General features: G+C 54.7%; 6 protein-coding genes. 2 read left to right on the top strand and 4 right to left on the bottom strand.

What is annotated here, in order from left to right:
- The coding region (locus AC2VLY_RS06315; protein ID WP_486893198.1) for a FitA-like ribbon-helix-helix domain-containing protein at window positions 1-326 on the top strand (326 nt) is incomplete at its 5' end.
- On the top strand, window positions 323-757 hold the full coding sequence (locus AC2VLY_RS06310) for a PIN domain-containing protein (RefSeq protein WP_486893199.1): 435 nt from the start codon (window positions 323-325) through the stop codon (window positions 755-757). The genes AC2VLY_RS06315 and AC2VLY_RS06310, both read left to right, overlap by 4 nt.
- Before the next feature lie 414 nt (window positions 758-1171).
- Here the strand turns inward: AC2VLY_RS06310 and AC2VLY_RS06305 are convergent, their stop codons facing one another.
- The 4 genes from AC2VLY_RS06305 to AC2VLY_RS06290 all read right to left on the bottom strand — a co-directional run.
- Complete coding sequence (locus AC2VLY_RS06305; protein ID WP_486894181.1) at window positions 1172-1879, bottom strand: MgtC/SapB family protein; 708 nt, start codon at window positions 1877-1879, stop codon at window positions 1172-1174.
- A 1-nt stretch (window position 1880) separates the two neighbouring features.
- The gene (locus tag AC2VLY_RS06300) at window positions 1881-2090 is read right to left on the bottom strand and encodes a hypothetical protein (protein WP_486894179.1); all 210 of its coding nucleotides are present in this window, start codon (window positions 2088-2090) and stop codon (window positions 1881-1883) included.
- 61 nt (window positions 2091-2151) lie between these two features.
- The gene (locus AC2VLY_RS06295; protein ID WP_486894178.1) at window positions 2152-3528 is read right to left on the bottom strand and encodes an NRAMP family divalent metal transporter; all 1377 of its coding nucleotides are present in this window, start codon (window positions 3526-3528) and stop codon (window positions 2152-2154) included.
- Window positions 3529-4184: 656 nt separating this feature from the next.
- The coding region (locus tag AC2VLY_RS06290) for a hypothetical protein (protein ID WP_486921947.1) at window positions 4185-7299 on the bottom strand (3115 nt) is incomplete at its 5' end.

The raw sequence follows: 7299 nt of genomic DNA, 5'->3' as shown, positions 1-7299 counted from the left end.
GCGGCCTTCGCGGCCTATTGTTGCCTGCAATGAATGCAATGCCTATACTAAATCGAAATTGGCGAAAACGCGGGGTTATCATGGCCATCATCACCATTCGGAACCTGGATGAATCCGTAAAAACCAGCCTTCGCATCCGTGCGGCGACTCACGGGCTCTCTATGGAAGAAGAAGCCAGACAGATTCTACGTGCTGCTTTGCAATCGCCGGAGCAACAGGGAGGCAATCTGGCACAGAGGATTCGAGCGCGGATAGAGCCTCTTGGTGGCGTGAATTTGCCGACCATGTCCAGAGATCCTGTTCGGGATCCTCCCAGCTTCCAATGATTGTACTAGATACTAACGTTATTTCAGAGTTACTTCGCCCTGCTCCAGCCGGACAGGTCATGTCTTGGATAGCCGCCCAGCCATTAGATAGCACCTACACGACGAGCATCACGCAGGCAGAGATGTTTTATGGAGTGCGTATCTTGCCGAAAGGAAATCGCCGAACCAAACTCGAACAGGCTATCGCTGCTATCTTTCGGGAAGACTTTGCGGGGCGAATACTTCCCTTTGATGGAGGCGCTGCAATAGCGTTTGCAGAGATCGCCGCTCAGAGAAAGTTGTCTGGGCGGGCTATTTCCCAGGCGGATACCCAGATTGCCGCCATCACCTATTTTCGGCGGGCGCATCTGGCCACCCGCAACATCTCAGACTTCGAGGATCTCAGCATTCCGCTTATCAATCCTTGGGTATCGCAGGAAGCATCATCATGATGGAATTTCACCCACACGCTGTTGCCTATCTGGATATTTTGGGTTTTCAAGCTTTGTGTGTTAATCAGCGTCATCTTTTGCTATATGTCAGCATTATGCATTTACCATGCGACTTTGTTAAAAATTAATATTTAACCACTTGATAGATTGACATATTTTGTGGAATACATGTCAGGTCAAGAGTATACCATTTTGACGCTGTTTTCTGCTAAAAACTGATAAATATCAAGCGTTGTTTAACACCCATCGCCATCCCTTTCAGTAAAGTTGATTAACAATAACGCAAAGTTGAAGTCCATCCTCCTGCTGGATGCCAAGTAGGTGATTTTTTCAAGGGAGCAGGTTATCTCGCAACGTTTACCCTTCTTCTAAGCTCCAGGGAGTCGTTCAATCTCAACACTCCTCTAAGCAGGACTACTCGCCGGGACTTTGATGCCAGAAGGCCTGATGCACGTCGCCCAGATGTTCCAGACGCTCCACCAACCGATCCAGTTCTTCCTCAACCACGCTGGAAGTCAGGAGCGTTGCCGCGATCTCCGTCTCCTGTCGGCCAAAGGGATGCATTCGCATCTCCCGTATAGGGTAGCCACCCTTTTCCAAAATCTCCGTCACGGCATCCCGCAGATCACCCTCCTGCCCACGGGCCACAATCAAGTACACAGTAGTCGTCAACTCCGTACCGCCGGTATCCAAAGGCCGACGATTGATCTGGTTGACTACGGGCCGCAACAAAGTATTGGCACTCAGTACAAAAGCTGCTGCCAACAAAGCCGGCGCCCACTCTTCCGCGCCGGCACAGGCTCCTACCGCCGCAGAACCCCAGAGAGTGGCCGCTGTATTAAGGCCGCGTACGTTGGCGCCTTCCTTCATAATGGTTCCGGCACCAAGAAAACCGACCCCTGATACCACGTAAGCCACCACCCGTATCGCCTCGGCCGCACCCCCCATACGCAAAGCCAGATCAACAAAGATCGCCGCCCCTACTGCCACCAGCGTATTGGTGCGCAAACCTGCCGTGCGTTGCCGCCATTGCCGCTCGATCCCGATGAGAGCCCCCAGGACGAAGGCCAGAAACAGATCTGCGCCGGTCTGTACTAGTCCTTCTAGGGGTGCCTGCATCATCTCAATGGACTCCGTGGGTAAACCCGATGGCGACCAAAACCAGCATCACCACGATATAGACCCGTAGCCCCCAAAAGGCCCATCGCACCCAGCCTTGGACCGGTGCCCACGCCAGGGGCGGCAGGTCCCGCGCCCCTTCTCGATCCCAAAACACGGCAAAAGCTTCCGCCTCCTGCCGTTGTAGCCTTTCTGTTTCATTGAACCTGTTCATTATTCCTCCCATGATGCTTCAGCAAAGTCAGCCAAATCTCAGAACCCTGTCCCAACCGCGACTAGAAAAGATGCGGAAACACCACGGTCACCCCATAGAGACCATTGGCCACAATCAATACCGCCACGATGGCGAAAGCGGCCATGTTCTGCCATAGCCGATTGACATAAACCCCCATGACCTCGGGATCATTGAGCAGCATAAGCAGAAACAGCATCGCAGCTGGCATAAAGATGGACGCTACTACCTGCACGGTCAGATTGAGAAAACCCAAGGGTGCATGGGGAATGAGCACTACGACTGCCGCCAGTGCTGTGCCCAACAAGCCCGAGAGATAAAAGGGTAAAGCCCGTTGTGGAGGCAGATTGATGCTACGCGGCAAATTCAAGGCCTCTCCCACCGCCCAGGACGTGCTGGCCGTAATGGCAATGGCGGCAATCAGTCCAGCTTCCACCAGTCCCAGGGCGAACAATGCCGTCCCTACTGAACCGATAGGACTGTGCACCAGAGCCCCCATGATACGATGCACCCCAAAGTCCGCCGCGCCCGGCGTCCCATAGACCCAGGTGCCGGTTAGGGCCACGAGAGCAATAGCTACCACCCCCATCAGGATGCTGCCGAAAGCCGTATCCATCTGTCCGACACGGATGTCTCGGACCGTCAACCCCTTGTCCACTACGCTGGATTGCTGGAAAAAGAGCATCCACGGCGCTATGGTCGTGCCCAGGTTGGCCAGGATGACATACAGAAAGCCCCCTACGGCTATCCCCGCCGGGATATGCCAATTCCCCAGGGCTGCTGCCACTTGTCCCCAGTGTGGATGAGCAGCAATAGCGAGTGGCACAAAAACCAGATTCCCCACTGCAATCCATAGTGCCGCCCGCTCCCAGGTGTGATAACGCAGAAAGAGCAGCACTCCGGCGACCACCGCAAAACCTCCCATAGCGCTCCAGATGGGCGGCACGCCAAAAACCTTCATCCCTACCGTCACACCAATAAACTCGGTCACCAGGGTCAGGATGTTGGCCACCACCAGGTCAAAGAGGGAAAATACGCCCCAGAAGGCCCCATAACGGCGCCAGATCATCTCGGCATGTCCCCGTCCCGTCACCGCCCCAAGACGCACGGTCATCTCCTGCACCACATAGGCTACCGGGACCATCAGAAGCAGGAAGGGGATGAAAAAACCGATGCCGTAGGTCGCTCCCGTCTGGGCGTAAGTGATCACACCACCGGCATCGTTATCTGCGATCATAACGAGAATCCCCGGTCCAACAAGGGTAAAAAAGAGCCAGAGCCGCTTCCAAAAGGAATGATGCTGAATCAGTGCTTCCCGTAACTGGTGGACCCGCCAACGGTCAGCAGCTCTATAACGCTGGTCATCTGGAAGAGCCGCCAACGTATCGGTGATGTTTTTAGTAGGTATGTTTGTTGTCATCGTATGCTCCTTTACGGGCATGCGACCGGAACACGCTTACCGTGGCGTGCACAAAACAACGATAACGAATGGAGATACTCCATCACCCGAGGACCGGGCAATGGCAACAGCGACTATGCCAGGATCACCCGATCTACGGATTGCAACGGTGCGTTGTGAAAGCAACTAGGGTCACTGTCCAAGTCGCTGGCCCTCCTGTGTGAAGAAGTCAGAAGTCTTTCTACCGGCGAGGAACGGAGATGTCAACCATGAGTTATTAACTATTCCAGAATGACCTTTTCGCTATGAGGGATCTATTCGCCGTGTAATACCCTGCGACGGATTTGGTCGACCTTGTCGACGGGCATGTTCGATGTCATCTTCAAGCATTTGTGTAGTAATAGGAAAGGCCCTTTGCTTTCAAAGTGGTGATTCAAAGCACAGGCTGGGGTAAGATCTCGATTTATTTTATTAGCACCAAAACCTTTCGCAATAGGGGCATGGGACCAACCATTATAGTCTCCCCCTTACTGGCCTTGATGCGTAACCAAATTGAATCCGTCCAGCGTTTAGGCATTATCGCTGAAACCATGAGCTCCACCAACCAGCGAACAAAAAGTAGAAAAATTTTGTCATGATGCTGCCTCAGGCGACCTTGTTCGTGAAGTAGTATTTTTTTAGCCACTGCTCTCGTCACGTTCTTCAAAGAGAGGCAACTGTTCTGAATCTGGTGAGGCTGGTTTCTTTGTCTTCCTTTTTGCTTGAGTGCCAGCGTGTTGGGTGTTGCTTGAAGTCTTCTGCGGAGGCGCATCGTCCTGCACCTGATTGACCATCTTGATGAGGCGTTGCATGACCTTTTCCTCGGATGTCTTGGTCATGTTCCGACCCCGGGTTTCTGGTATCGTTTTTTGCGGGGCACCGCCAGGGTTGGCCCGTGAGGTCCTGGTAGGTTTCCGGTTCTTTGTCGGACGCATGGAGGCGAGCGAGTCATCCAGCGGAGCTTGAGCGATGGTAAGCACTCTGTTGAGCACCGCCTTGCCGATCGGGAAGTGCTGCTCCAGAAAAGACAGGTTATGGGCATGGGTCCAATGCTGCCACTGCCCATCCTGCTCAGGATCACGGAGAAACAGGTCAGGCTGCAAAAGATACACTCCAGAGGCCACGCGCAAGAAAAGGTGGCGGTTATAAGCGTAGTCCCGCTGCACTTCATTGCGGGCCAGAATGGCCGAAATGTAGTTTCTTTTTTTACGAAAAGTTGGCAGTACCGCTTCAGGCAGGAATTCCCAGGCATGTTCAATGACCTCCCGGTTAAATCCCAGCATCAGAAGGTCCTCCACCGGGGTAATGGGAATCAGCGCCCAGATGCTCTGTACCAGAAAATACTCGGCTTGATGCCGCTCCAGACGCACCAGGCGATCCCCGATGCGCAAATCCAGACTCAGGGGCGCAAGAACGGTCCAGAGGGCCGGTAAGGCATTCTGGGCAAATTGTGGATGGGCAAAGGCCTCACGCAGGGCGAGATGGGCGGCATTGCGACCCAGATGATCCGTAGCATCACGCCGTGCCCCCTTCTCCAAAAGGGCCTCCACCAGGGGGACATTTCCGGCCCGGGCGGCAGCCATCAGCGGGGTATGATTCATGGGCGTGCGATGTTCCAGTCCATAACGATCACAATCTGCCCATACCTCATGAAACTGGCGACGGCTGTAAGCCGCCAGGCGATTGGTGACTATTCTGGGGCGTTGGGCCAGAAAATGTCCGGCAGGTTTGAAACGTCCTTCCACGGCCAGACGTTCACTCAATTCGGGCGCATCATAGAAGGCGGCATACTCAAATAACTGTTGCCGCCATTTGTTCCCAACGACCTGATCGATGAAGATCTTCCGGGTCAGTTCCTCAACGCCCCGCGCATTAAATACCGGCCAGGGTGGCGTTTGATCTTGCAGGATACGGCTACGGATGGCCTCCGCCTGTTCGGCTTTGCCCTGCAGTTCCAGCTTGCGCGCTTCCTTTTGCCAGTCTTCCCGGGAAGAGGCTTGCACCTGCACGCCCTCTTCTCCGCCACTGCAAATATCCAGCAAATCCAATAGCGGATGCTGGTCATCTGATTCCACCAGCAACACACTCTCCACCGCTCTGGTGATGGCCACATAGAGCGCGTTCACAAAGAACTTGTAGACCTCCAGGGACTTGTCTCCCTTATCCTTGGCACGACGAAAAGTCAGTGTCTCCGCCCCCAGCCCTACCTTACTGACCCCCTCACAGAGCGTAGCGAAAGGTGCACGGTGATCCGAGAGAAAGCGATACAGGACGATGTGCGGATATTCCAGCCCCTTGGCCTCCTGCACCGAAAAAAGCAATGGCGTGGAAAATACCGCCCGTGCTGCGGCCTTGTCTTCTTCGCGGAGAACCAGCACCGCATATTGGGTGGATTGGGAAATCTGCCGATTCAAGGCTTGCAACGCTGACGGTTTTGCGTCCAGCAAACGGATCTGTCCGGCGCTATCGCCTACCGGGTCCACCAGAAAATTGCTTTCCCGATCAATAGAACCAAAACGCTGCTGTTTGATCTCCAATAGACGATTGGCCATCCCGGTCACTTTACGGCCATTGCGAAAGTTATGGGTGAGCACCTGCAAGTCCTGCCCGCTGGTCATACGTGGGTCGGCCCAGAAAAGGCTTTTGATCTGCGCCCAGGAGAAAAAATTGGGGTGGACCATCTGGTTGGCGTCGCCGCCCAACACAAAGGCCCCCGGTGTGCGCAATGCCGCGAGGATGAGGGACAGTTGCACAGGCGTGAGATCCTGTACCTCATCAATGACCACAAAATCATAGCGGGGGGACACCAGAGGCTTCCAGGCCTGGGCCACGAGATTCAGATCATACAATCCGGTACGACTCAGCCAGTCCTGATAACGGACGAACAGTTCATAGACCTGATCGCGCTGCCCGGGGGTAAAAATGGACTGGCGGATGCCCAATTGCCGATAGGTGTCCACATCCATAATGCCTTCGGCCCGGGCCGCGATGACCCCGCGAATTTCCTCAAAGGCCTGGTGGGCCTCAATCCCTTTGTAGTTCTGGCGGATGCGGGCGAACCACTGGGCAAAATCACGCCATTGCGCCTCACGGCCGATGGGAATCCGCCAGGTTTCGAGATACTCCCGATAGGACAGGAAAGCCACTTCCTGGTCCTCGCGCACGAAGTCATGGGCGTAAAAGAGTTCCTTGGCATGTTCAGCCAGATAGGCCGAGTGGGTAATGTAGAGCACGTCCTCCGGAATGGTCTTGAGCTTTTCAAGCAGAAGGGCGGTTTTACCACTTCCTGCACCGCCCACCAGAATCAGAGGTGCGGGCGCAGCAAAGAGCGCCGCCTGGGTATCATCGAAAGAAAGCGGTTTATCGAGGATATGAATGGCGGTCCGGGATTCTGGCAGATAGCGTAATGGCGCGGCGTCCTTTCGGGCCTCATTCAGATCGGCATCCTGCATTTTTTCAGAGAGGACTTCCGCACCCCGCAAAAAGCGGGATCCCGCATAGTTATGCTGGCGAATGACCTCCAGCATCAGCAGGGCGGTTTCCTCCTCGTGACGCACCAGCGAGAACAGCAGGCGGTCGGCATCATTCAGACGTGCCCGGTAGAGTTTGCCATAGGTGACGTGCTGCAGTTTTTTGACCTGCGCCGCACGAAAATCCCCCTGTGCCAGGGCTTCGGCCACCTTGGCGTAAGAGCGCTCCACACCGTGGGCGCTAAATCCGGTATAGGTGAGAATGCGTAGGGGGCGGTTCATG

This window comes from Acidithiobacillus sp. TH-A36 (assembly GCF_057473445.1).
The sequence above is the reverse complement of the archived record's forward strand: the minus strand, read 5'-3'. Positions and strand labels throughout refer to the sequence as shown.

Bases quoted from the DNA above. Each gene is read 5' to 3' on its own strand.
- AC2VLY_RS06300 (WP_486894179.1), bottom strand. From the start codon at position 2,090: ATGAACAGGTTCAATGAAACAGAAAGGCTACAACGGCAGGAGGCGGAA.
- AC2VLY_RS06305 (WP_486894181.1), bottom strand. From the start codon at position 1,879: ATGATGCAGGCACCCCTAGAAGGACTAGTACAGACCGGCGCAGATCTG.
- AC2VLY_RS06295 (WP_486894178.1), bottom strand. From the start codon at position 3,528: ATGACAACAAACATACCTACTAAAAACATCACCGATACGTTGGCGGCT.
- AC2VLY_RS06310 (WP_486893199.1), top strand. From the start codon at position 323: ATGATTGTACTAGATACTAACGTTATTTCAGAGTTACTTCGCCCTGCT.